Below are 24519 nucleotides of genomic sequence, written 5' to 3' on the forward strand. Positions count from 1 at the left end.
AATAAAAAAGCATCACAGTTAGTTTGCCTAACAGTGATGCTTTTTTTTAATAGAAGTACTTGTATCATTTTAGAAGAGCTAGGAAATTTATCCTAGCTCTTCACAAACCAAAACTAACGGCTTAATCTATTTCACGCTTTGCTTCATCTTTTTTCTTTTTCATTAAAGCAATAGCAGCTAACAGCGTTGCAATTCCAGCAAGAGACATTTGAATACCACTTGCATCAGATTCGCCAGTCTTAGGAAGAGTAGAACCAGATGCACCGGTCGTACGACCCCCTACTCCTGTGTTGCCAATTGGCGTTACTGTATTTCCATTCACTCCATTGTTCTGATTAGAACTTGATGGTGTTGAAGTAGAGCCGCTGATAGACTCACTTGCCGAAAGTGAATGATCTTGGCTAGTTGATTGTGATTGCAGCTCTGATAGACTCTCAGACAAGCTATTACTGTGATATTCACTGACGATATCAGAGTTGATATCACTTGTACTTGTACTTAGCGAAGCAGATTCACTCACGCTGGTACTATCGCTGATTGATTCACTAGCGCTCATGGAGACTGAATCTCGATCAGAGGCACTAAAGCTTTCACTCTGACTAGCCGAGTTGCTAGCACTCAGACTATCGCTTGCTGACCCAGAATCACTTGATTCGGCGCTAAGTGATACTGAATCACGTTCACTATCACTGATGCTGGTGCTTTCGCTTGTTGATTCACTGACGCTTGTACTGTCACTGTTTGAAGTCGAATCACTTACACTCGCACTATTTGACATTGAATCACGTTCACTATCGCTGATGCTGGTGCTTTCGCTAGCTGATTCACTCACACTTAGGCTTTCACTTGTTGAAGTCGAATCACTTACACTTGCACTATCAGACATTGAATCACGTTCACTATCGCTGATGCTGGTACTTTCGCTAACAGATTCACTCACACTTAGGCTTTCGCTTGTTGAAGTCGAATCACTTACACTTGCACTATCAGACAATGAACCACGTTCACTGTCACTAATGCTGGTACTTTCGCTAACAGATTCACTCACACTTGTACTGTCACTTGTTGAAGTCGAATCACTTACACTTGCACTATCAGACATTGAACCACGTTCACTGTCACTAATGCTGGTACTTTCACTAGCTGATTCGCTCATACTTGTACTGTCACTTTGACTGATGGATGTGCTCTCACTTGCAAAAATCGACTCACTTGTACTGAAGCTGCGGCTTTCTTCCGTAGAAATACTTGCGCTTTCAGACTCAGAATCGCGAATGCTAGAACTGTTGCTTGTGCTTTCAGAAGCGGAGACTTGATCGCTCGTACTCATAGATTGACTCAAACTTGTACTGTCACTTGAACTAACCGATTCGGAATCTCGGAAACTTTCACTTGTACTAATGCTTTCGCTAATGGAGGTTGATTCGCTAGGTGAAACTTCCGTACTATTCCGCTCGCTTTCGCTAGTACTGATGCTGACGCTAACTGATTCACTTGTGCTAGAGCTTTGTGAATCACTTGTCGAAGCACTCACACTTTGAGATTCAATCACTTCTTGTTTTTCGCTAAGCGATGTGCTGATTGATGCCGATTCGCTTAGACTTGTACTAGTAGATTGTGAAATGCTGGTGCTCTCACTAGCACTTGCTGAGACAGAATCATTTCTACTTGTACTGTCACTGGTTGAAAGGCTAGAACTGTTCGATCTTGAATATAGATCGCTTATGCTATCACTTGCACTATCGCTATTGCTGAGTGATGTGCTTGCACTATCACTCGTACTGAAACTACGTGATTCGCTGGCACTTTCAGATCTAGATACTAAATCACTTAGACTCGCGCTTAAACTTAAGCTGTTACTTACGCTCGTGCTGCCGCTATAGCTTAGGCTATCACTTCTAGATTCACTTGCACTCTCTGATCTAGAAAGTAAATCACTTACACTCGTACTAGAACTTAAGCTGTCACTGGTTGATGTGCTCATGCTATTGCTTACACTATCACTCCGTGATTCGCTCGCACTGCTAGATTGAGAGTTCATTTCACTTAAACTTAAGCTAGAGCTGTTGCTGCCACTCAACGAAGTACTTGTGCTTTGGCTCAAGCTATTGCTCCGTGATTCACTGGCACTGGTTGAACGTGATAGTAATTCGCTCAAGCTAGTACTGCTACTTTCACTCGTACTAATTGATGTGCTGCTGCTATAGCTTAGGCTATCACTCCGTGACTCGCTGGCACTGACTGATTGAGATAATTGTTCACTTAGACTTGTACTTGAACTCAAACTCGTGCTAGCTGAAGTACTTTGACTGAAACTATTACTTAGGCTATTACTTAAACTAATACCTTCGGAAAGTGAGTCACTTGTCAATTGGCTCAAACTATTACTCAAACTGTAACTATTGCTCGCACTAGTTGACGATGAATCACTTAATGAACTGCTAGTACTTGTGCTGAGACTTAGACTTGCAGAAGTACTACTACTGTAGCTTTGACTTTCACTTGCTAGTAATCTGCTATCTGAAAGACTATCGCTATTGCTCAAGCTAGCACTGATTGACGATGAGTCGCTCATTGATGTGCTGATACTCAGGCTTTCACTCATACTTTCAGAAGCACTATTACTAATACTTGTACTATCGCTAGTACTTGTACTTATGCTTGCTGAGGTGCTGCTACTGTAGCTAGTACTGTCACTAGTACTTAGACTAATACTTGCTGAGGTACTGCTGCTAAAGCTTTCACTCGTACTTGAACGTGAATCACTAATTGACGTACTCAAACTATTCGATTCACTATTACTGCTACTTGTACTAATTGAAGCAGAGTCACTAACCGAAGTACTGACACTAGTACTCATGCTCAAGCTGGCTGAAGTACTGCTGCTATAGCTTTGACTTTCACTAGTCCGTGAATCGCTCACAGACGTACTAATGCTTGTTGATTCACTAGTACTTGTACTTGTGCTTCCGCTGTAGCTTGCAGAGTCACTTGCACTTTGTGATATTAAACCACTAGTACTCAATGATGATGAATCACTTAGTGAAGTACTAATACTTGCTGACTCACTGTTACTAATACTTGTACTTACTGATAATGAGTCACTCAATGACGTACTCGTACTTAGTGATTCGCTAGTACTTACACTTGTGCTGCCGCTAAAGCTTGATGAATCGCTCGCACTTAATGACAACGAAGTACTTGTGCTTAGAGATAACGAGTCACTGATCGACGTACTTGCACTTGTTGATTCACTAGTACTTACGCTTGTGCTACCACTAAAGCTTGTAGAATCGCTCGCACTTTGTGATACTGAGATACTTGTGCTCAATGACGAAGAGGCACTGATGGACGTACTCAAGCTTGTTGATTCACTGTTACTGATGCTTGTACTTACAGACATTGAATCGCTAAATGAGGCACTTGTACTTGTCGAATCACTATCACTCACACTGGTACTTAACGATGATGAATCACTGATCGATGCGCTCAGGCTTGCTGATTCGCTGTTACTGATACTTGTACTTACAGACATTGAATCGCTAATCGATGTGCTGGTGCTTGTTGACTCAATAATACTTGTAGATGTCGATTCGCTCGATGACGTACTTGCGCTTGTGGAATCACTGTTGCTTACACTTGTACTACCACTGAAGCTTGCTGAATCACTCGCACTTAGAGATGTCGAAACACTTGTACTCAATGATGATGAATCACTGATTGATGTGCTTATACTTGCTGATTCACTGTTACTGATGCTTGTACTTACTGATAATGAATCGCTAATCGACGTGCTCGTACTTGTGGACTCACTATTACTTACACTTGTGCTACCACTAAAGCTTGCTGAATCACTCGCACTTAGGGATGCTGAAATACTTGTACTCAATGATAGTGAATCACTGATCGACGTACTTGTACTTGTCGACTCACTGTTGCTTACACTTGTGCTGCCACTAAAGCTTGCAGAATCACTCGCACTTAGGGATGTTGAAATGCTTGTGCTCAATGATGATGAATCACTGACTGATGTGCTTGTACTTGCTGATTCACTGTTACTAATACTTGTACTTACTGATAATGAATCGCTAATCGACGTGCTCATACTTGTGGAATCACTGTTGCTTACACTTGTGCTACCACTAAAGCTTGCTGAATCGCTCGCACTTAGGGATGCCGAAATACTTGTACTCAATGATAGTGAATCACTGATCGACGTACTTGTACTTGTTGACTCACTATTACTTACACTTGTGCTACCACTAAAGCTTGCTGAATCACTCGCACTTAAGGATGCCGAAATACTTGTACTCAATGATGATGAATCACTGATTGATGTGCTTGTACTTGTCGACTCACTATTGCTTACACTTGTGCTACCACTGAAGCTTGCAGAATCACTCGCACTTAGAGATGTCGAAACACTTGTACTCAATGAGGATGAATCACTGACTGATGTGCTCAGGCTTGCTGATTCACTGTTACTAATGCTTGTACTTACAGACAATGAATCGCTGATCGACGTGCTTGTACTTGTGGAATCACTGTTGCTTACACTTGTGCTTCCACTAAAGCTTGCTGATTCACTCGCACTTAGAGATGTCGAAATGCTTGTGCTCAATGATGATGAATCACTGACTGATGTGCTTATACTTGCTGATTCGCTGTTACTGATGCTTGTACTTACTGATAATGAATCGCTAATCGACGTGCTCGTACTTGTGGACTCACTATTACTTACACTTGTGCTACCACTAAAGCTTGCTGATTCACTCGCACTTAGAGATGTCGAAACACTTGTACTCAATGATAATGAATCACTGATTGATGTGCTCAAGCTTGTTGACTCACTAACGCTTGTAGATGTTGATTCGCTCACTGACGTACTTGCGCTTGTCGACTCACTGTTGCTTACACTTGTGCTACCACTAAAGCTTGCTGATTCACTCGCACTTAGGGATGTCGAAATGCTTGTGCTCAATGATGATGAATCACTGACTGATGTGCTCAGGCTTGCTGATTCACTGTTACTGATGCTTGTACTTACTGATAATGAATCGCTGATCGACGTGCTCGTACTTGTGGAATCACTGTTGCTTACACTTGTGCTTCCGCTAAAGCTTGCTGAATCACTCGCACTTAATGATGCCGAAATGCTTGTACTCAATGATGCAGAATCGCTGATTGACGTACTTTCACTTGCTGATTCGCTGTTACTGATACTTGTACTTACTGATAACGAATCGCTGATCGATGTGCTGGTGCTTGTCGACTCACTAATACTTGTAGATGTTGAATCACTACTTGACGTACTTGCACTTGTCGAATCACTGTTACTTACACTTGTGCTGACGCTAAAGCTTGCTGATTCACTCGCACTTTGTGAAGATGAAACGCTTGTACTCAATGAGGATGAATCACTGATTGATGTGCTTGTGCTTGTCGACTCACTAATACTTGCAGATGTTGATTCGCTCGATGACGTACTTGTGCTTATGGAATCACTGTTGCTAACACTTGTGCTGCCACTAAAGCTTGCAGAATCACTCGCACTTAGAGATGTCGAAATACTTGTGCTCAATGATGATGAATCACTGATTGATGTGCTTGTACTTGCTGATTCACTATTACTGATGCTTGTACTTACAGACATTGAATCGCTAATCGATGTGCTGGTGCTTGTCGACTCACTAATGCTTGCAGATGTTGATTCACTACTTGACGTACTTGTACTTGTCGAATCACTGTTACTTACACTTGTGCTGCCGCTAAAGCTTGCTGATTCACTCGCACTTTGTGAAGATGAAACGCTTGTACTCAATGAGGATGAATCACTGATTGATGTGCTGGTGCTTGTCGACTCACTAATACTTGCAGATGTTGATTCGCTCGATGACGTACTTGTGCTTATGGAATCACTGTTGCTAACACTTGTGCTGCCACTAAAGCTTGCTGAATCACTCGCACTTAGAGATGTCGAAATACTTGTGCTCAATGATGATGAATCACTGATTGATGTGCTTGTACTTGCTGATTCACTATTACTGATGCTTGTACTTACAGACATTGAATCGCTAATCGATATGCTGGTGCTTGTCGACTCACTAATGCTTGCAAATGTTGATTCACTACTTGACGTACTTGTACTTGTCGAATCACTGTTGCTTACACTTGTACTACCACTGTAACTTGCAGAATCACTCGCACTTAGGGATGTCGAAATGCTTGTACTCAATGATGCAGAATCGCTGATTGACGTACTTTCACTTGTTGACTCACTAATACTTACTGAAAGTGAATTACTTGCAGATATACTTTCGCTTGCCGAATCGCTATTACTTACACTCGTACTGCCGCTATAACTTGCTGAATCACTCGCACTTAGGGATGTCGAAACACTTGTGCTCAATGATGATGAATCACTGATCGAGGTGCTCAGGCTTATTGACTCACTAATACTTACTGAAAGTGAATTACTTGCAGATATACTTTCGCTTGCCGAATCGCTATTACTTACGCTCGTACTGCCGCTATAACTTGCAGAGTCACTTGCACTTAATGATGTCGAAATGCTGGCACTCAATGAGGATGAATCACTAAGCGAGGTACTCAAACTCATTGACTCACTGTTACTTAATGATAATGAATCGCTAACTGATGTGCTGGTACTGATTGACTCGCTAATACTTACAGATGTTGATGCACTAGCTGACGTACTTACACTTGTGGAATCACTGTTACTTACACTTGTGCTGCCACTGAAACTTGCTGATTCGCTAGTAGACTCACTATTACTTTCACTAATGCTCAATGACATCGACGTACTAATTGAATTTGAGATCGAGTCTGATTCCGATAAACTTTCTGATAAACTCATGCTGGCACTCAATGAATCAGAAATAGATTCGCTGAAACTAATGCTCTCACTAAGCGAAGAAGAATCAGATTCACTAATTGCGACAGATAATGATTCTGATGCTGAAATACTTTCTGATACTGAATCACTCTCTGACAATGACAGTGAAGTGGATTCACTGAGTGATTGCGAGAGTGAAACTGATACTGACTCAGATAAAGATAAACTTTCAGAATCACTTGTACTGTTACTCAATGATCCAGAAACAGAGGCACTAAAGCTAGAACTATCACTTTCTGAATCTGACTCAGAAACACTAGCTGATATGGATAACGATTCTGATGCTGAAAGGCTTTCTGACATTGAATCACTATCCGACAATGAAATCGATGTTGAAATACTTTCAGACAGGGATTCTGATAAAGATTCTGAATCACTAAGCGAAATTGAAAGAGACATTGATTCACTTTCTGAGATAGAGGTCGATGACGAGTCACTCTCTGAGTCCGACACTGAAATAGATTCACTTGTTGAAAGAGACGCTGATTCTGAGTCACTCAGTGAAATCGAAACCGATTCTGAATCACTTACAGAAGTTGAAGTAGAGATTGATGTTGATAATGATTCAGATGTCGAATCATTCATATCAGATTCACTTTCTGAAATAGACGATGACAATGAGTCACTCTCTGATTCTGACACTGAAACAGACTCACTCATTGATGTAGACATTGATTCTGAATCACTAACAGAGATCGATTCTGATAAAGAGTCACTTTCTGAAATCGATTGAGAAAGAGAAACACTTTCTGATTCTGAAGTAGAAGTAATAATGGATTCTGATAATGATTCACTTCCCGAAACAGACTCTGAAGTAGACAAAGATACCGGATCTTGTTCATAATTGACCGTGAACATCTGAGGTGAAGAATCCATTTGAGATGCTCCATTACTGGTGGTGTCAAAAGTTTGATTGGCAGCCATAGCTTCCGCTAATGTATTGTAGACTACTCCATCTGGTCCTGTAACCGTATAAATATATCCATTTCTCTCTAAATCTGCATCTGTTACACCAAGAGTGATACTTTCGTTTGAAACGCCAGAAGTACCATATTTTCCAACAGTGACTGTTCCCGGGATTTGCTCAAATGCTTCCCCTGTAGCAGGATCTGATTCCGGTTGATTATTTCCAACGACACCGACTTCTTGATAAGACGGATAGAGAGTGATCGTAATAAACTGTTGATCACTATCTGTCGTACTACCATTATTGCTAGTATTATCAAAAACAAATGTCCCTGTTTGATCTGCATAATAACCGGTTTGAGTGAGGTAATCCGCAATTAAATCCTCATAACTTATTTCTTGGCCGGTCGTCCCATTGATGGCAACTGTGCCAGTTTGGTTTTGTAATGGACGACCATCTGAATTAACAAATGTTACGTTGACTGTTTGTGTATCTGCTACAACATAAATAGTGGTTAGACTCGCTCCAGTTCCGACTGTAGTAGATCCAGGCTGTACATTGCCATTTAATACTGCACCTGTTGCATAATAGTAACCAGGAGGTAAATTCGTCGAAGTATAGTAACTATTGGTCCAATCAATAACATTCCCGTAGTTTGCAGGAACTCTATCTGTTCCTGAAGCTTCGGTACCAGCATTCATGTACTCAGAATAAATCACTTGACCTGACTTAACGTCAACATATTGGTACTGAACCGAATTATTAGCAACACCGTATACATAAATATTATAGGTATAATTGGTGTTTTCCATCGGAACGATCGCAACTGTCGCTTGTCCATAACTATCCCCATTATCGGCATTCGTCGTACTATCTCCGCCACTTTGGCCATCGTTTTTCGCAGAACTAGCGACTTGAGTACCAATTGCCCACATATAATTATCAGGCATTAGATCATTGGCATACTCCAACGTTTGCAAATCAAGATACTCACCAATGTAATTAACGTCTGGATCAATTGGCATATCAACAGTTTTGATAATATTGCCATACTGATCAACATAGTTTACAGTTACAGTTCCTGGTGCAATAGCAACAGTCGCTAATTCACGAGTAGAAGTATCTACAATATTAGATGTAGTAACATTTCCAGCCGTATCTTTAATGGTGGTTGTCGTACCTGAAATAGTCATCTCTACGAATTTTAAGTTACGGTTTCCTTCTGGAGCAGCGGTTTGACTACTGCTGCCTTGCCATGTACTAATCTGAGAATTATTCATGACAAATGTTCCCGAACCTGTAATCAATCGGCCAGCCGAAACAGCTCCTGAAGAAGTTAAACGTGCTAAGTGCAATGCTCGCGGTGAAATAAAGCGAATGGTTGCGCCAGAATCAACGTTTACAACAGTATTGGCATTCCATTGTTGCAAATCAAGTACCGTTCCTGCATTAAATGTAACAACCGCTCTATTTGTGACATTTAGCGAGTTAGAACCTACTGTACGCGTAGCCGTCATTTGTAAATTTTGTCCAAAAGTTGCAGTTCGGTCATTTGATTGACTTCCTGAATAACGAGAAAAATCAAGGAGCATTTGGAAGCCGTCTTGTTTCCAGGTTACGTCATCTCCAACAGTGATTGAGTTAAATCCATAATAGACAAGGGGATAGTTGTTACTATTATAGGTACTAAGTTCGTTCCCAATAATTGTCGCTCCATCACCTACTTTAAAGGTATGGTTGAATCCTGTATCACTCGCATTGTTCCCTCGGATGGCCATATAGTAAAACATGGAATAACCAGTGGTACCAGCTGTTCGATTCAACTCTACATGGGATCCGTTAGCGATAGCTACTTCCCCAATTTGCATCAATTCTTGTTTTACATTGGCAACGATTTTGCCTGATAAAGTCACTTGACTATCCTCAGCATCCAGTAGTCGTCGTGGTTGATAAGCAGTATCTGTTCCGCTAACACCATCTCGTCCTTCGAGAGTGACATTATCGATATTGAAGTACCAGTATCCATAACCACCTGTTGCCGACCTTGAATCGATCACAGCGTCCGCTGTACCTGTCCCACTGTCTCCTGAGTTGGTGCCTGACTGCCAATGAATCAAGTTAATATTTGTGATCGTAAAAATAGAACCGCGAACCGTAGAACTTGCTCCTACATTAAACGCTGCTCCTGCCATATTGACTGTAAAACCATTCCCGTCAATAATCACACTCGTTTCGCGCCAACCCAAATCACGAGTTGCCACATTGGTAGCTGCTGTAATATTGGCGGTTACCTCGATATAGGTAATCGAAGAATTTCCATATGCTGCTTTTAAGGTAGCCCAGTCAGTAACTGCGGCATAAGTGCCATTAGCAATAGCGGTTTGCTTATATAAATCTTTATTCTTCACTTGGTCTGGCACATCAACTGTTACCCCAGAAGGTGAATTGGTTTTATTTCCATCATTGATTGCCTGCTCAAATTCTTCTCGACCCATATCCGGATCTGCAGAAACATTGATTTTAATGATCTGCCCCGATTGGGTGGTAATTGCAAAACTTGCAATCAAATTATTGGCACTAGCATATTGTTGCGCTGCCCGTATCAAAGATGTACTTGGTGAATTGCCATCTTTGACTACTATCTCTAATGAATTCGTTGTAGTGTCAACCGACGCTTGTACTTTCTTCGGCACTAATTGATCAAAGAGATCTTGTGCTTTTTGTGATTCTACTTTATTTTTTTCGGAGACTGTTTGTTTTGGTGGGTTCTTTTGACTTACTGACGTTGAATGAGAGACGCTGGTAGATCGTGACATCGATAGACTAGTCGATTCTGATGCACTTGACGACAACGAACCACTTTCTGAAATCGAGGTACTTTCTGAGATACTCAAACTCTCTGATTCAGACACACTCTCCTCCTCGGAAAGGCTCATTGATTCAGAAGTGCTTTGGGATTCTTCAATAGTGGTAACATTGTTTTCAATTTCTGAATCACTCACACTCTGTGATTCGGTTAAACTAGTTGACTCTGTTGCACTTTGTGACTGGGTAATACTTTCGGATTCAGAAAAACTATCCGATGGCTGTGTGCTTTCAGATTGAGAAGTAGCTTCACTTTCTTGTATCGATGAAGCCGGTATTTTGGTCGTCGTTTTATTTGCCAAGACATTCTCGGCATTTGCTTCTTTACTTGCATCTAATGGCGGTGTGATTTCTGAAGCATGTGCCACGATTGGCGCGATACTCAATCCAGCAATGCCAGTAAAAGAAGTGATCGTTGCATAGACCCAATGTTTTCCGCTTTTATACATCTTGTAGCGTTCACTTTTATTGGAGCGTAACAACTTTCGATAATTATTCTTTTTACTCATTACGTTTATTTTTCTCCCCTTTCGTAAAAATGTTTTATAAACTTCCCCAAGTCCTATTTATTTAGAAGATAGGATAACTAATTATTTCATAGCTAGTAAAAAAGTTACGTTTTGTCCCAGAATCGGGACAAAAAAAAGCAACCTCTCCAATAGAAGAGGTTACTCCACTTGAAATTCCTGTTGGACAAGCTTTAAAGCAGCTGCGATCGTATCGTCCATATCATAATAGCGATAGCTGGCTAGGCGCCCACCAAACAAACAATTTTTTTGCTGTTGCGCTAATTTTTCATACTTGCGATACAATGCATTATTGCTTTGATCGTTAATTGGGTAGTAAGGAATATCTCCTTTCTTCCACTCTTTCGGGTATTCTTTAGTGATAACTGTTCTTTTTGACACCACTGGACAAAAATGTTTATGCTCAATGATTCGCGTATAGGGCGTTTGACTGTCTGTAAAGTTCATGACGGCTGTTCCTTGGTAATTATCCGTGTTATAGACTTCAGTTTCAAAATGTAAAGACCGATAGGCCAACTCGCCATAACAATAATCGAAATATTGATCAATCATTCCAGTATAAACAATGTTCTTAGAAGAGGCTTCATGTCGTGTGCGATCTGCAAAAAAATCAGTCTCTAAAGAAACATCAATCAGTGGATGTGTAAGCATTTTTTGAATCATTTGTGTATAACCCAATTTAGGTATTCCTTGAAAAATATCCGTAAAATAATTGTTGTTAAAGGTATACCGGATCGGCAGCCTTTTGATAATCAAAGAAGGAAGAAGATCACATTCTCGTCCCCACTGTTTTTCAGTGTAGCCTTTGATCAGCTTATGATAGATGTCTGGTCCGACTAAAGAAAGAGCCTGTTCTTCTAAATTTCGTGGTCTTTTTATTCTTGTCTTTTCAATTTGAGTCATTATTTTGGTACGAGCTTCAGCAGGATTTTTGGTTCCCCACAGTTGGTAAAAGGTGTTCATATTAAAAGGAAGATTATATAGCTCGCCTTGATAGTTTGCAATGGGTGCATGAATGTAGGGATAAAATTCAGTAAACTGATTGATATACTCCCAAATTTTTTTACTCGATGTATGAAAAATATGCGCACCATATTTATGTACGTCGATTCCTGCTTGTTTTTCTGTATAACAATTACCACCAATATGTGTTCGTTTTTCCAACATTTTCACTGTATGTCCCCGTTTTGCTGCTTCATGAGCAAAAACTGAGCCAAAAAGACCTGTACCAACGATCAAATAATCATAAGCCATTTTTTTCTCCTAAACTTTTTTCTTTTATTTTAGAATTTTGATAAGCCAGAATTATAATTTCTTTTTTTAAAAAAAGAAATTAAAGAAGAAATAACTACTTACAGTTATCTTAGATGAATGGTCAATGTCTTCAATGAATGAATCGAGACAACAAAAAAGCTCTGAAATCGCAGCGGCTAATTGTTAAATCAGCCGCTGCTCATTCAGAGCTACGTAATAATCCAGAGATTATTTATTTTTTAAGTTGTAGAAAGCTTGCAAGCCTTTGTATTCAGCAACTTCACCAAGTTGGTCTTCGATACGTAGTAATTGGTTGTATTTTACAATACGGTCAGTACGTGAAAGAGAACCAGTTTTGATTTGGCCAGCGTTTGTTGCAACTGCGATATCAGAGATTGTTGAATCTTCTGTTTCACCTGAACGGTGAGAAACGACTGCAGTGTAACCAGCTTCTTTCGCCATTTCGATAGCATTGAATGTTTCAGTCAATGTACCGATTTGGTTAACTTTGATCAGGATTGAGTTACCGATACCGTTTTTGATTCCTTTTTCAAGGATTTCAGTATTTGTAACGAACAAGTCATCCCCTACTAATTGAACTTTGTCGCCTAAGCGTTCAGTTAATAGTTTCCAACCATCCCAGTCGTTTTCATCCATACCGTCTTCGATAGTGATGATTGGGTATTTGTTAACTAATTCTTCTAAGTAGTCAACTTGTTCAGCAGCAGTACGTTTTACGCCGTTTTCGCCTTCAAATTTAGAGTAGTCGTAAACACCGTTTTCGTAGAATTCTGATGATGCACAGTCAAATCCTAGGTATACGTCTTTACCTGGTTCTAAACCAGCAGCTTTGATTGCTTCTAAGATTGTTTCAACACCGTCTTCAGTTCCTTCAAAACGAGGAGCGAAACCACCTTCGTCACCTACTGAAGTTTCTAAACCACGTTTAGACAAGATTGATTTCAAAGCGTGGAATACTTCAGTACCCCAACGTAAGCCTTCTTTGAATGTAGGTGCGCCTACAGGCAAGATCATGAATTCTTGGAAAGCGATTGGTGCGTCAGAGTGAGAACCACCGTTGACGATGTTCATCATAGGAGTTGGCAATACTTTTGTATTGAATCCGCCTAAGTAGTGGTATAAAGGTACTTCTAGGTAATCAGCAGCTGCACGAGCAACAGCGATAGAAACACCAAGAATCGCGTTTGCGCCTAATTTGCCTTTGTTAGGAGTTCCGTCTAAAGCGATCATTGCTTTATCGATAGCCATTTGGTCACGTACATCGTAGCCGATGATAGCTTCTGCAATGATGTTATTTACATTGTCAACTGCTTTCGTTACACCTTTACCGCCATAACGAGCTTTGTCGCCATCACGTAATTCAACTGCTTCGTGTTCACCTGTTGAAGCTCCTGAAGGAACCATTCCGCGGCCGAAAGCACCTGATTCTGTGTAGACTTCTACTTCGATAGTTGGGTTACCACGTGAGTCTAAGACTTCGCGTGCGTAAACATCAGTAATAATTGACATGTTTTGTCTCTCCTTTGAGTTTGTTTTATCTTAAGGGGAAAGCCCCTTGCGAACAACTTAATTGTAGTGAAAAAATCACGATTCTGCAAATGTTATTTTCATGAAAATGAAATTATTTTACAGCATCTAATAATGCTAGGAATGAATCAGCTTGCAAGCTTGCGCCGCCAACTAATGCTCCGTCAACATTTTCTTTTGCCATGTATTCAGCAATGTTTTCAGGTTTTACAGAACCGCCGTATTGGATACGCACGCTATCTGAAACTTCTTTGCCGTATAATTTTTCAACGGTTTTGCGGACAACGCCACAAATTTCGTCTGCGATGTTTGCATCCGCTGATTTACCAGTACCGATCGCCCAGATTGGTTCGTACGCAATCACAAGATTACTTACTTGACCGTCTGTTAAACCGTCTAAGCCAGCAGTGATTTGTCCTTCGATCCACTCCGCTGTTTTGCCAGCTTCATAGGTTTCTAAAGATTCACCACAGCATAGGATTGGGATCATGCCGTTTGAAAAGATTGCTTTGGCTTTTTTGTTGATGTCTTCATCTGTCTCATGGAAGTATTCACGACGTTCTGAATGACCAATGATGACATAGTCAACACCTAGATCTGCTAAAGCTGCTGGTGAAGTTTCACCAGTAAAGGCACCTTCATTTTCCCAGTAGCTGTTTTGAGCAGCAATTTTTAATTCTGTTCCTTCAGCAGCATTCACTAATGTTTCTAAGAATAGAGCTGGCGAACCGATCACAGAGTCAACTGTCTCGTTGCTAGGAATTTTTGTTTTGACTGCTTCAGCAAATTCTTTTGCTTCTTTCGCAGTTTTGTTCATTTTCCAGTTTCCGGCAATAATTGGTTTGCGCATGTTCTGGCACTCCTTTTCGTTATCAAGCGTGCAAAGGAGATCCTTTGCACGGCTTGTCATTGATTATTTATCGTTGATCGCAGCTAGGCCAGGAAGTGTTTTTCCTTCTAGCAATTCAAGGCTGGCACCGCCACCTGTTGAGATGTGGGTAAATTTGTCAGCAAAACCTAATTGTTCTGCTGCAGCTGCAGAGTCACCGCCACCGATGATCGTTGTTGCATCTTCAAGGTTGGCAATTGCTTCACAAACACCGATCGTACCGTTTGCGAAGTTAGACATTTCAAACACACCCATAGGTCCGTTCCAAACGACTGTTTTTGCGCCTTTTAATGTTTCAGCAAACAAAGCGATAGTTTCAGGTCCGATATCTAAGCCCATTTGTCCTTCAGGAACATCACCAGTATGTTCTTCTGTTGGGACATCATTTGAAAATTCAGCAGCAGTGATTGAATCAACTGGTAATACTAATTTATCGCCAGCTTTTTCGATCAATTCTTTTGCTAATTCTACTTTGTCTGCTTCCACAAGAGAATTACCGATTTCCATACCTTTTGCTTTGTAGAACGTATACGTCATTCCGCCGCCGATCAAGATTTTGTCTGCTTTAGGAATCAAGTTTTCGATTACGCCGATTTTATCAGATACTTTTGCTCCACCAAGAATCGCGATCATTGGACGTTTTGGTTCTTCGACTGCTTCACCGATGAATTTGATTTCTTTTTCCATTAAGAAACCAGCAACTGTTGGGATACCTGTTGAAGCGATCCCTACGTTTGACGCGTGTGCGCGGTGTGCGGTACCAAAGGCATCATTTACAAAAACATCGCCTAAAGAAGCCCAGTATTTACCTAGTTCAGGATCGTTTTTGCTTTCTTTTTTGCCATCGATGTCTTCGAAACGAGTGTTTTCAAAAACAACGACATCGCCATCTTGCATGTTGTTGATCGCTGCTTCTAATTTTTCGCCGCGGGTTTCATCCACGAAAGTTACTTCTTTGCCTAACAATTCGCCTAGACGTTTCGCAACTGGCGCTAAAGATTTTCCAGCTTTATCTGCTTCTTCTTTCACACGACCTAAGTGTGAGAAAAGAATTGCTTTTCCGCCGTTTTCGATCACGTAATTGATTGTTGGTAATGCTGCTTTGATCCGTGTATCATCTCCGATCACTCCATCTTTCAATGGAACGTTGAAGTCCACACGTACAAGAACTTTTTTATCTTTTAAATCGATATCTTGAACTGTCATTTTCGCCATGAACAGATTCCTCCTAGCATAATTGTTAAAAAAAGCGGAGAAGCGCGATGCTTCCCCGCTTTCTCTTGCGATGGTTTAAATTAAAGTCGTTCGCAACTCTTATAGGTTAGCGAAGTATTCTAAAGTACGTACTAATTGTGCAGTGTATGACATTTCATTGTCGTACCAAGCAACAGTTTTAACTAATTGTTTGTCGCCAACAGTCATAACTTTTGTTTGAGTTGCATCAAACAATGAACCGTAAGTCATACCAACGATATCAGAAGAAACGATTTCGTCTGTGTTGTAACCGTAAGATTCGTTTGAAGCTTCTTTCATTGCTGCATTGATTTCATCAACAGTTACTTCTTTGTCAAGAACAGTAACTAATTCAGTTAATGAACCAGTTGCAACAGGAACACGTTGAGCAGCACCATCTAATTTGCCGTTCAATTCTGGGATTACTAAGCCGATCGCTTTAGCAGCACCAGTTGAGTTAGGCACGATGTTTGCAGCAGCAGCACGGGCACGGCGGAAGTCACCTTTAGGGTGTGGTCCGTCTAGAGTCATTTGGTCACCTGTGTAAGCGTGGATTGTAGTCATTAATCCTTCAACTACACCAAATTTGTCGTTCAATGTTTTCGCCATAGGAGCTAAACAGTTTGTTGTACATGAAGCACCAGAGATAACTGTTTCTTCACCTGTTAAAGTTTCATGGTTTGTGTTGTAAACGATTGTTGGAACATCGTTTCCACCAGGAGCTGAGATAACTACACGTTTTGCACCAGCTGTTAAATGTTTTTCAGCAGCTGCTTTAGAAGTGAAGAATCCAGTACATTCTAACACGATTTCAACACCTAGTTCGCCCCAAGGCAATTCTTCAGGGTTGCGGTTAGCTAAAACTTTGATTTCGTTTCCGTTCACATTGAATGAACCTTCGTGAACTTCAACTGTACCGTTGAAACGTCCTTGTGTTGTATCATATTTTAACAAGTGAGCTAACATTTTAGCATCTGTTAAGTCATTGATAGCCACAACTTCGATTCCTTCTACTTCTTGGATACGACGAAATGCTAAGCGTCCGATACGTCCAAATCCATTAATACCTACTTTAACTGTCATTTAAGATTTCCTCCTTATGAAAATCATAAAAATATTTATTTTAAAGGGTTGCCCCTTTTAAAATCTCATTTGCGCAAGCTTCATCGGTGATGAGCCAGGTTTGTTTTGGTGCATTTTTCATGTATGCATTGACCGCTTTGGCTTTTGATTGTCCGCCAGCGACCGCAAAAATGATTGGGACTTTTTGCAAATCTTTTAATTGAAGTCCGATGCGAGGAACTTTGTAGACGACCTCGCCAGCTTCGTTAAAGAAATACCCAAAGGATTCTGCAACTGCATTTTTTTGTTTTAACATCAGAATTTCTTGTTCTGACATTTTTCGTCGAGCCGCCATATGCAACGCCCGTCCAATACTATGAATAACACAATTCGCTTGACTTATCAAGTTTAAGACATCAACGATGGCGGGTTCTTTCAAGAGAAACTCGTAGGTGTTCATGCTTAATTGCTCTGGTACAAACAAGGAGCGATAATCGCCATTTGTCTGCATCGCCATTACTGAGCTGACTGAATTTGCTTGCACGTTGACTGATTCTCCGATACCGCCACGGGCTGGAACAAACAAGTTATGACGTTTGGCGGTTTCCAAATTGCCCAATTCCTCGGCAACTTTCGCCATTGTCGTCCCTCCCATCACTGCGATGGTGTTTTTGCCTTCTGGCAATAAGAGATCCAACGATTCATTCAGCAACTGACCAAATTCAGCAATCACTTTCGGTTGTCGATCACCATCGCCGCTCGCAATCAAACAACGTTCGATGCCAAAGGTCTCTGATAATCGTTTTTCGATTTGGTGCATTCCGAACAGCTGATCCATCAGTGCACCGATCTTTGTGTACACTTCTTCTCCATAGGCGGTCAATTGCATGCCGCTTTTTGAAGAGTCGATCAGTTTTAGCTTTTTAAGGATATCTGTTTCCGTCCTCAACACGCGTTCCGTCATTGATAAACTTTCCGAAAGTGTCCGGCGGCCAACGGGCTGCATCCAATAAATATTTCTTAAGATACGGTAACGTTCCTGGAGTACAGCGAGAATATCCGGGGTGATTGCCTCAATCAATTTTAATTCATCGAGCATTTTATATCCTCCCGTTGGACAATTTTCGTCCTACAATGACTTAAAATGACCCATCGATTGCAAAAAAAATTTAAATCTGTTCCTACACCAATAATAGTAGCACTTATCGCCTTGATACGCAACTATTTCAGTCACAAAATCTTGCTTTTCATAAAATCGTCATAAATTGAAAAAGAGGAAAGGATCGATAAAAAAAGGAAAGGCTTTGCTGCCTTTCCTACTCGCTAATAGTACGTTTTGCTTTACTCGAATCGTTTCCGCTTGGAAGAACCAGGGATATTCATGGCTTCACGATACTTTGCCACCGTTCGTCTAGAAATATCGATGCCTTGGGCTTTGAGGGCATCTGTCAACTTTTGGTCTGACAATGGTTTGTTTTTATTTTCTTCATCGATCAGTGCTTTTAGCTGCTGTTTGATCGATGCCGTCGTCAGGTCATCACCGCTTTCTTGTGTCGAAACTTTCTGTCCAAAAAATAGTTTTAATTCAAACACCCCAAAGGAGGTTTCCAAGTATTTCCCATTGACCGCTCGGCTGACCGTCGATTCATGAATCCCTAATTCTTCGGCAACTTCTCTTAAAACCAATGGCTTTAATGGGCGATCTGGTTGAGTGAAAAACTCCTTTTGCCGTGCAACGATCTGCACCCCGACACGATAGATGGTATCCCCTCGTTGCAGCAAGGTCTTCTTTAACCACTCGAACTCTTGGGCTTTATTGTCTAAATAACTTAAGACCTCTGGATCACCGCTTTGCTTCAATTGATCAAAATACTGCTGCTGAAAGCGAACCTCTGGCAAGGCGCGTTTGTTTGATTTCACGATCGGCTGTCCTTTTTCAACCGTCACTCGCAGGTCAGGAACGATGTAAAGCCCATCCGTTGACCCAAACGCCGCCCCTGGTGTGGGGGTCAATGTTTGAATATAATCAAAGACCTTTTGAATCTCAGTTAATGGAATCTGCAGCGCTTTGCTAATTTTATCCCACTTGCGCTCTGCCATTTCCGTGAAGAATTCTTCTAAAATGAGATAGGCCATTGGCGGCGCATAATCATCTCTTTCCGTTTGTAGCATCAAACACTCTCTTAGATCACGAGCACCGACGCCTGCTGGATCTAGCTGCTGGATCAAGGTCAAGGCATCAAGCATTTGGATTGGGGTCCCACCAACAAGTTTTCCAGCTTCTTCCAGATCAATCGTCAAAAAGCCGTTTAAATCAATGTACTCGACTAAAAATAAAACGATCGTCCGCAAGAAGGTATCTCGGTAGTTTAAATGCACTTGATCGATGAGGTATTCGAATAAAGACGTATGCTGGTCAGGGATCTGGCTTAAATAATCCATCAATTGTTCTGATGAGCCATTGCTTTTGCTTGGTGTGATGGGCGAATCATATTCCCCCAGATCAATCAATGGATTTTCTAATGCTTGGTTATCTATGAAGGACAATAATTCGTCTGCAGAAAATTGCAGCACTTGGATTGATTGCTGTAATTTCTGCGTCATAGCAAGCTTTTGCGTCTGTTTTTGTTGTTGTGAAAATTGCTGTTGAAATTTCATCATTCTACCTCTTGTTTTTTTCACTGAAATTGGTTAAACTAATATTTGTGCTTCGCGCCTTTAGTGTAGTGGATATCACGTAAGATTCCGGTTCTTGAGACGGGGGTTCGATTCCCTCAAGGCGCGTTTTTTCTTTTCGTTACAAGTATACTCGATTCAAATCAATAATTCAAAAGCACTTAGGGACCGCTGATGCGGTTCCTTTTTTTATTTGTATCTATGTAAGAAGACGAAATCGTCCTTCAGCGATTAAAAGCTGCTTGCAGCCCAAAAGGCGAAAAAAAGAAGAGGATTACTCCTCTTCTTCTTCTTCATCCGCAAAATCATCTTCATCATCGTCATCGATAATGGTGAGATCTTCCTCAATGCTGTCAGGTAATTCTTCTTCATCATCGGTGCTATTGTCGGCGCCGATTTCTTGCAAGTCTGAATTGTATGCCGAGATTTCTTCATCCTCGTCATCATCATCATCAAAGAGATCATCTTCTTCGTCATCTGACAAATCAGTATCCTCAGGATCATCATCGTTATAATCGATTGCGTCTTCATCATCGTTGATAAAGGCATTGACTTTTTTACGTTTGCGACGACGTGGTGTATCTTCATCCTCGTCTTCGATGCCATGGTTGACTTCTTCATCGATCGAATCAATGGCGTACCATGAACGTAAGCCCCAACGATTGTCGCCTAAAGAAATAAAACTACCGTCGATATTCAAGTCTGTATAAAACTGCGCCAATGAATCACGAATCTCGCTGTCTGAAGTTTCAAGATAGTTTTGAATTTGGTTGACCAAATCAGAAAAATCCATCACGTCACCGCGCTGCTCTAAAATCGCATGGGCAACTTCAATCATCGACAATTCGTTTTTATTTACACCTTCAAATACATTAATTTCCAAACGGGACACGTCCTTTCACAGTCTACTCCTAATCATACAAAATTACGTCTCAAATTGCAATTTTTTCTTTCAATTTCCCTTTGATCAAGCGGTAAATTCTAAAGATAGTTTGTATTCGCCGACTTTGTCAGCAGCCATGAACAAGTCATAATCGATATCGATCTTTCCCGAATATGGACGGTCTTTCAAGCTAACGTGCAAATGATTGGTGAAGGTGTGGAACATCATCAAGCCATACGGGGTTTGGTAGCTCGTCTCTAAACGTTCCTTATAAGAAAATTTCAAGCGCATGCGCATTTCCCCTGAGCGAATCAATTGAATCAATCCGTCTGGCATGATTTTCATCGTGACGGGAACGTCGGTACCGTCTGGCTGGATCTCTTTGTAACGGATATATAAGGTATCACCGATCTTGACTGCTTGTCCTTGCAGATCAAACAGAAAGTTCTCTGTTTCCCCTGCTTGTCGTACATTGGTTGTTAAATGAATCGAGATTGGGATTCCTTTTGCTAATTCTTGCATGTACGTGTGCCTCCTTTGAAGATTTCAGTTTCATTCTTGCTTTTTTTCATTCGTTTGTCAATCATTTCAGTTGATTCTCCTTGGTCTATTTCTTCATTGAAAATAAAAAAGCGAAAACAAAAGCAAGTTTTCATTCTTTTCTCCAAGTAATTTTCCAAGAATCGTATATAATAAGGATAACAGTTATTTTTAAAGGAGTTTAACCGATTTGACTATCTATATAATGGATCAAACCTTACCACGTATCCACAATCCTTATGAGCCATTTGCCTTCACCGATGTTGCCACCGAAGCTGCTGGCAAACAGGAACAAGTTTATTGTCATTTTTGGCAGTTGTCCGATACGATGATTTTAGGAATGAAAGATACCAGGTTGCCTTTTTTGACAGCTGGTCTGCAGGTTTTGAAAGAAGCTGGCTATGCCTCGATCATCCGCAACTCAGGCGGGCTTGGGGTCATCAATGATGCCGGTATTTTGAATGTCTCCCTCATTTTCCCTAAACATTTGGCTGCCACTACGGATGCAGCCTATGAAATGATGGCGACATTGTTGCAAACAGCCTTTCCTGAGCGGACAATTTTAGCTTATGAAATTGCTGACTCGTACTGCCCAGGCACCTATGACCTGAGTATTGATGGAAAAAAAATTGCTGGCACAGCACAACGACGGATCAAAGACGGCGTGGCTGTCATGATGTATCTGAGTATCAATGGCGACCAACCAGCCCGCGGCTCTCTCGTTCGTCGTTTTTACCAAGCAGGTTTAAAAGAGCGCTTTGGTACGGATGGCTATCCAGCCGTCAATCCTGCGAGCATGACCACTTTAGAAGCAGCCCTCGGCCGTAAGTTTACCACACAAGAGGTGATTGACCGCTTGCAAAAAGCCCTGCTTTTCTTGATCACAGACCAATCCCTATATCCGCTTGAGTCACTGGATCAATGGCTTTCAGAAAATGACCTTAGCGAACAAATGCAGCAACGCTTAGCTGGCATGGAAAAGCGAAATCACCCAATAAAGGAGTTTAGCGATGAGCCTACCATATAAATATCAAACCTTAGCGATAGAAAAAGTGTTTCGTGACCCTGTTCATAACTATGTCCATGTACAGCACCAAGTGATTTTAGACTTGATCAATTCCAAAGAAGTGCAGCGTTTGCGACGAATCAAACAACTAGGGACTGCTTCTTTCACCTTTCACGGAGCAGAACACAGCCGCTTTTCTCACTCCTTGGGGGTTTATGAAATCAGCCGCCGCATTTGCGATATTTTCCAACGCAATTATTCGATTGAAAAAGTTGGACCGAACGGCTGGGATGATAAGGAGCGTTTAGTGACCTTGTGTGCAGCATTACTTCATGATGTGGGCCATGGACCATACTCCCACACCTTCGAGCATATTTTCCATACAGACCATGAAGCCATCACAGTGGCGATCATCACTTCTCCTGAAACGGAAGTTCATCAGATATTGAACCGAGTGGAAGCTGGATTTCCTGAGAAAGTGGCAAGTGTTATCACTAAAACCTATCCAAATCCCCAAGTGGTTCAAATGATTTCCAGTCAAATCGATGCTGATCGGATGGACTACTTGCTACGCGATGCTTATTTTACCGGCACTGAATACGGCACGTTTGATCTGACCCGAATTTTACGAGTGATTCGTCCGTACGAAGGCGGTATTGCTTTTTCTATGAATGGCATGCACGCTGTGGAGGACTACATCGTCAGTCGTTACCAAATGTATGTGCAAGTTTATTTCCATGCGAGTTCTCGAGGGATGGAAGTGATCTTAGCCCATTTGCTGGATCGAGCTGCAGAACTGTATCAAGTGGATTCAGAATTGTTTCAAGGCCATTCGCAGCTGCTTCTCCCATTTTTAAAACAAGATTTCACCTTAGATGAATACTTGAAACTCGACGATGGCGTGCTGAATACCTACTTTACCCAATGGACGGAAGAAAATGATCCAATCCTCAGCGATTTGGCCAAGCGGTTCTTAAATCGTAAACCATTGAAATCCGCTCGCTTTGACGATGAGACGCAGTTGCCGATGATTGAAGAAATGCAGGGACTGGTGGAAAAAGTCGGCTTCAATCCCCGCTATTATACTGCCATCAATTCAAGCTTCGATCTGCCTTATGATTTTTATCGGCCGACTTCAGGCAAACATCGGACACAAATCGAATTACAGGAAAAAGATGGTTCCCTTGTGGAATTATCCCAAGCCAGTCAGCTTGTTGCAGCCTTAGCAGGACAGACGCAAGGTGACCAACGCTTTTATTTTCCAAAAGAAATGATTGACCCCAACATCCAAAATCACTATGATTTATTTGGAGAGACGTATCAAGAGTTTGCCAAGCACATTCGCAATGGTGCTTTGATCAAACCAAGCCACTAGGAGGAACTTATGAGTATCAAATTGATCGCTATCGATATCGATGGCACCCTGTTGAACAACGACCGCAAGATCACCCCAGCCGTTTACAAGGCATTGAAAGACGCTGAAAAACAAGGCGTACGCATCGTTTTGTGTACGGGACGCCCTTTAACTGGTGTTCAAGATTTATTAAAGGAACTAGACTTATTTACGGACAATGATTTCGTGATTACCTACAATGGCTCTTTGGTTCAAAAAACCAAAAACCAAGAGATCATCTCTGAATTCGGCTTGTCCCAAGATGACTATCTCTTTGTTGAGATGACTGCGAGAAAATTAGGGGTTCATCTTCATGTAGAAACCGAAGATACTATGTATACCGCTAACCGCGATATCAGTCCTTATACGATTTATGAAGCCTTCTTAGTCAACATGCCATTGAAATATCGGACACCAGAAGAAATGACTGCTGACTTGAATATCATCAAAATGATGATGATCGATGATCCCGAAATACTGGATCAGATCATCCCACAATTGCCGAGTAGTTTGACCGACAACTACAATGTGGTTAAAAGTGCTCCTTACTTCTTGGAAGTCCTAAATAAACAAGCCCATAAAGGAGCTGCTGTCAAAAAATTGGCGGAGCACTTAGGCATCAAACAAGAAGAAGTCATGGCGATCGGCGATAATGAAAATGATTTAACCATGGTGGAATATGCTGGTATCGGTGTGGCGATGGCCAATGCTACTGAAAACGTGAAAAATGCCGCAGATGTCCTAACTGCTTCAAACGAAGAAGATGGTGTGGCAGAAGTAATCAACAAGTATGTTTTAGCAAATAACTAAGTGTAAAAAA

General features: G+C 41.3%; 13 protein-coding genes and 1 tRNA gene. 4 read left to right on the forward strand and 10 right to left on the reverse strand.

All coding sequences use genetic code 11. The annotated features are described in order from the left end of the window. Window positions 1–121: 121 nt before the first annotated feature. The 8 genes from IGK61_RS13525 to rpoN form a co-directional block, all read right to left on the reverse strand. Entirely contained in the window at window positions 122–11197 is an 11076-nt protein-coding gene (locus tag IGK61_RS13525; RefSeq protein WP_438844948.1) for a KxYKxGKxW signal peptide domain-containing protein, read from the reverse strand. Between the two features lie 159 nt (window positions 11198–11356). Further along, window positions 11357–12469, reverse strand: a complete 1113-nt coding sequence (gene glf / locus IGK61_RS13530; RefSeq protein ID WP_074535539.1) for a UDP-galactopyranose mutase — start codon at window positions 12467–12469, stop codon at window positions 11357–11359. Window positions 12470–12697: 228 nt separating this feature from the next. After that, the gene (gene eno, locus IGK61_RS13535) at window positions 12698–13999 is read right to left on the reverse strand and encodes a phosphopyruvate hydratase (RefSeq protein WP_438844949.1); all 1302 of its coding nucleotides are present in this window, start codon (window positions 13997–13999) and stop codon (window positions 12698–12700) included. Between the two features lie 112 nt (window positions 14000–14111). Then, complete coding sequence (gene tpiA / locus IGK61_RS13540) at window positions 14112–14867, reverse strand: triose-phosphate isomerase (RefSeq protein ID WP_074535537.1); 756 nt, start codon at window positions 14865–14867, stop codon at window positions 14112–14114. A gap of 63 nt (window positions 14868–14930) precedes the next feature. Next, window positions 14931–16121: a phosphoglycerate kinase gene (locus tag IGK61_RS13545; RefSeq protein ID WP_005234355.1), complete on the reverse strand. Its 1191-nt coding sequence runs from the start codon at window positions 16119–16121 to the stop codon at window positions 14931–14933. 99 nt (window positions 16122–16220) lie between these two features. Continuing rightward, window positions 16221–17222 carry a type I glyceraldehyde-3-phosphate dehydrogenase gene (gene gap / locus IGK61_RS13550; RefSeq protein WP_005228677.1) on the reverse strand — a complete coding sequence of 334 codons (1002 nt, stop codon included), beginning with the start codon at window positions 17220–17222 and terminating at the stop codon, window positions 16221–16223. A gap of 40 nt (window positions 17223–17262) precedes the next feature. After that, entirely contained in the window at window positions 17263–18300 is a 1038-nt protein-coding gene (locus tag IGK61_RS13555) for a sugar-binding transcriptional regulator (protein WP_005228675.1), read from the reverse strand. A gap of 242 nt (window positions 18301–18542) precedes the next feature. After that, window positions 18543–19862, reverse strand: a complete 1320-nt coding sequence (rpoN, locus tag IGK61_RS13560) for an RNA polymerase factor sigma-54 (RefSeq protein WP_175445279.1) — start codon at window positions 19860–19862, stop codon at window positions 18543–18545. Between the two features lie 51 nt (window positions 19863–19913). Between rpoN and IGK61_RS13565 the strand changes: the two genes are divergently transcribed. Then, window positions 19914–19985 (forward strand) — tRNA-Arg (locus IGK61_RS13565). 166 nt (window positions 19986–20151) lie between these two features. Here the strand turns inward: IGK61_RS13565 and rpoE are convergent. Beyond that, complete coding sequence (gene rpoE, locus IGK61_RS13570) at window positions 20152–20760, reverse strand: DNA-directed RNA polymerase subunit delta (RefSeq protein ID WP_005234347.1); 609 nt, start codon at window positions 20758–20760, stop codon at window positions 20152–20154. A gap of 84 nt (window positions 20761–20844) precedes the next feature. Further along, complete coding sequence (locus IGK61_RS13575) at window positions 20845–21282, reverse strand: DUF1934 domain-containing protein (RefSeq protein ID WP_074535535.1); 438 nt, start codon at window positions 21280–21282, stop codon at window positions 20845–20847. 223 nt (window positions 21283–21505) lie between these two features. Between IGK61_RS13575 and IGK61_RS13580 the strand changes: the two genes are divergently transcribed. The 3 genes from IGK61_RS13580 to yidA are packed head-to-tail and all read left to right on the forward strand — an operon-like array spanning window position 21506 to window position 24509. Further along, window positions 21506–22327, forward strand: a complete 822-nt coding sequence (locus IGK61_RS13580) for a lipoate--protein ligase family protein (RefSeq protein WP_074535534.1) — start codon at window positions 21506–21508, stop codon at window positions 22325–22327. After that, complete coding sequence (locus IGK61_RS13585; RefSeq protein WP_074535533.1) at window positions 22311–23681, forward strand: HD domain-containing protein; 1371 nt, start codon at window positions 22311–22313, stop codon at window positions 23679–23681. Before IGK61_RS13580 ends, IGK61_RS13585 begins: the two co-directional genes overlap by 17 nt. 9 nt (window positions 23682–23690) lie before the next feature. After that, window positions 23691–24509, forward strand: coding sequence for a sugar-phosphatase (gene yidA, locus IGK61_RS13590; protein ID WP_016619757.1), 819 nt, complete (start codon window positions 23691–23693; stop codon window positions 24507–24509). Window positions 24510–24519 lie beyond the last annotated feature (10 nt).

This window comes from Enterococcus sp. AZ063 (assembly GCF_051715045.1).
Lineage (GTDB): Bacteria > Bacillota > Bacilli > Lactobacillales > Enterococcaceae > Enterococcus_D > Enterococcus_D casseliflavus.

What these genes read in the sequence shown, in the direction of transcription:
- IGK61_RS13525 (WP_438844948.1), bottom strand. Translation starts at nt 11,197, where the DNA reads ATGAGTAAAAAGAATAATTATCGAAAGTTGTTACGCTCCAATAAAAGT.
- glf (WP_074535539.1), bottom strand. Translation starts at nt 12,469, where the DNA reads ATGGCTTATGATTATTTGATCGTTGGTACAGGTCTTTTTGGCTCAGTT.
- eno (WP_438844949.1), bottom strand. Translation starts at nt 13,999, where the DNA reads ATGTCAATTATTACTGATGTTTACGCACGCGAAGTCTTAGACTCACGT.
- tpiA (WP_074535537.1), bottom strand. Translation starts at nt 14,867, where the DNA reads ATGCGCAAACCAATTATTGCCGGAAACTGGAAAATGAACAAAACTGCG.
- IGK61_RS13545 (WP_005234355.1), bottom strand. Translation starts at nt 16,121, where the DNA reads ATGGCGAAAATGACAGTTCAAGATATCGATTTAAAAGATAAAAAAGTT.
- gap (WP_005228677.1), bottom strand. Translation starts at nt 17,222, where the DNA reads ATGACAGTTAAAGTAGGTATTAATGGATTTGGACGTATCGGACGCTTA.
- IGK61_RS13555 (WP_005228675.1), bottom strand. Translation starts at nt 18,300, where the DNA reads ATGCTCGATGAATTAAAATTGATTGAGGCAATCACCCCGGATATTCTC.
- rpoN (WP_175445279.1), bottom strand. Translation starts at nt 19,862, where the DNA reads ATGATGAAATTTCAACAGCAATTTTCACAACAACAAAAACAGACGCAA.
- IGK61_RS13575 (WP_074535535.1), bottom strand. Translation starts at nt 21,282, where the DNA reads ATGCAAGAATTAGCAAAAGGAATCCCAATCTCGATTCATTTAACAACC.
- IGK61_RS13580 (WP_074535534.1), top strand. Translation starts at nt 21,506, where the DNA reads ATGGATCAAACCTTACCACGTATCCACAATCCTTATGAGCCATTTGCC.
- IGK61_RS13585 (WP_074535533.1), top strand. Translation starts at nt 22,311, where the DNA reads ATGAGCCTACCATATAAATATCAAACCTTAGCGATAGAAAAAGTGTTT.
- yidA (WP_016619757.1), top strand. Translation starts at nt 23,691, where the DNA reads ATGAGTATCAAATTGATCGCTATCGATATCGATGGCACCCTGTTGAAC.